Origin of the sequence: Flavobacterium sp. (assembly GCF_035456225.1) — a bacterium.
Taxonomy (GTDB): Bacteria; Bacteroidota; Bacteroidia; order Flavobacteriales; family Flavobacteriaceae; genus Flavobacterium.
On record NZ_DATIDM010000168.1, the window covers coordinates 1 to 2,398 of the forward strand.

General features: G+C 35.9%; 2 protein-coding genes. Both read left to right on the plus strand.

Annotation, left to right across the window (positions count from 1 at the left end):
* Nucleotides 1-1,297, plus strand: a 1,297-nt coding sequence (locus VLB74_RS10020; protein WP_325203322.1) for a glycoside hydrolase family 32 protein, incomplete at its 5' end; no start/stop codon positions are given.
* On the plus strand, nt 1,287-2,398 hold a 1,112-nt coding region (locus VLB74_RS10025), incomplete at its 3' end, for a SusC/RagA family TonB-linked outer membrane protein (protein WP_325203323.1). The genes VLB74_RS10020 and VLB74_RS10025, both read left to right, overlap by 11 nt.

A 2,398-nucleotide genomic window follows, 5' to 3' on the forward strand; every position in this document is an offset into this window, starting at 1 on the left:
CAAATATATTTTCTCGGGAAGTGCTGTTGTCGATATAAATAACACATCAGGTTTAGGTAAAGGGAAAGCGGCTCCAATTGTTGCCATTTACACCTTGCATGATATGACCAAAGAAAAGGAAGGGAAAATTGATGTTGAACAGCAAGATATTGCTTATTCGAATGACAATGGTTTTACATGGCAGAAATTTGAGGAAGGAAATCCTGTCGTGAAAAACCCTGGAATACGTGATTTCCGTGACCCAAAAGTATCTTGGGATGAAACACACAAACAATGGATTATGGTTTTGGCTGCTCAGGACCGAGCGCAATTCTATAAGTCAACAAATCTTAAAAATTGGGAGTATTTATCTGAATTTGGAAAAGAAATTGGTGCTCATGGAGGCGTTTGGGAATGTCCGGATTTCTTTCAGATAAAAGTAGAAGGTACGAAGGAAACCAAATGGGTTTTAATTCAAAATTTAAATCCAGGCGGACCAAATGGAGGTTCAGGAGTGCAATATTTTGTGGGCGATTTTGATGGAAAAATGTTTACACTCGATCCTAATTTTGCCAAAAGAGTAAATGAAGAAAAAGCTGTTTGGGTAGACTATGGAAAGGATAATTATGCAGGCGTAACATGGAATAATATTCCCAGTACCGATGGGAGAAGGTTATTTATTGGATGGATGTCAAATTGGGATTACGCGCAGCAGGTTCCGACAACTACATGGAGAAGCAGTACAACAATTCCGCGCGAACTTAAACTGGTTAAAAAAGGAAACGATTATAATCTAATCAGTAATCCTGTAATTGAAATCAATAAATATATTTCCAAGACTATTAAAGGAAAAAATATAAAGGCTAAAGGAGAAGTTGTAATTAGTGAATCCAAAAAAATAGATTTAACTCAGGCGATTTTAAGTTTTAATTTGAAAAACTTAAAAAAAGACACTTATAGTTTTACACTTTCAAACGCTCTTGGCGAATCATTGACTTTCGGTTTAAACACTGCAGAAAATTATTTATTTATTGATCGTTCAAAAGCTGGTAAAATTGATTTCTCTGAAAAATTTGCTTCAACAGTTACCAAAGCAGCTTTAGAAGGAGAGCAGAAAGTTGCTGCTTTTAAAATTGTTTTGGACAAAACATCAATTGAAATTTTTTATAATAATGGCGAAAGAGTAATTACCGAAATCTTTTTCTCAAATCAGCCATTTACTTCAATTTCTGCTTCTTCAAAAGAAGGAATGGAAATTTCTAATCTCGTAATTAACCAATTAAATACTAACCAAAAACCACTAATTTATGAAAAGTAAATTTATTTATTTTCTATTTTTCTTCTTTCCGGTGCTGATAATGACGGCGCAGGAAAAAGGAATTAAAGGAACTGTAACTTCGTCAGATGATGGACTACCTCTTCCTGGGGCTACTATAACAATTTCAGGAACAAAGAACAGCGTTTCCACAGATTTTGATGGAAAGTTTTCTATCGAGGAAATTGCCCCTGATGCTACACTAGTTGTTACTTTTGTAGGCTATGGCTCGCAAACGATTTCACTTAAAGGTCAAAAAAATATCAATATAGCTTTAAAAGTTGGTAACAATCAATTGAATGAAATTGTGGTAACGGGTTATTCCAAACAAAAGAAGGCTGATATTACCGGATCGGTTGCCATTGTGAATGTAAAAGACATGATGAAACAACCTGAGCCTAATCCAATTAAGGCTTTGCAGGGAAGAGTTGCTGGCGTAAGAGTATCTTCTGACGGCTCGCCAAGCGGTGGAAATACAAAAGTGGTAATTCGAGGTGTGGGAACCTTAAACAACACTGACCCACTTTACGTAATTGACGGTATGCCAACTAAATCAGGGATGCATGAGTTAAATCCAAATGACATTGAGTCAATCCAGATTTTGAAGGATGCTGCTTCAGCCAGTATTTATGGTTCCAGAGCTTCAAATGGAGTAATTATTATTACTACCAAAAAAGGAAAAGAAGGTAAAATGAGAATCAATTTTAACACATATACCTCACTTTCCAGCTACTCCAATAAATTGAGTGTGATGAATGCTAACCAATTTGGACAGGCGCTTTGGCAGGCCAATATTAATGATGGTTTAGACCCGAATAATAATCATTTGAGTTATCAGTTTGATTGGTCGGTGAATAATAATAAGCCACAATTGAACAAAGTGTTAGTTCCGGAATATTTGGATGCGGAGCGAACCATGAAATCATCCAATACAGATTGGTACGATGCTATCTCGCAAACCGGAGTTGCCAGTTCTTATGATTTATCGGTTTCGAATGCTTCAGATAAAGGAAGTTATCTTTTTTCAGCAGGCTATTATGGAAATGAAGGTGTTGTAAAAACTACCGAATTTAAAAGGCTTTCTGCCAGAATGAACAGTTCGTA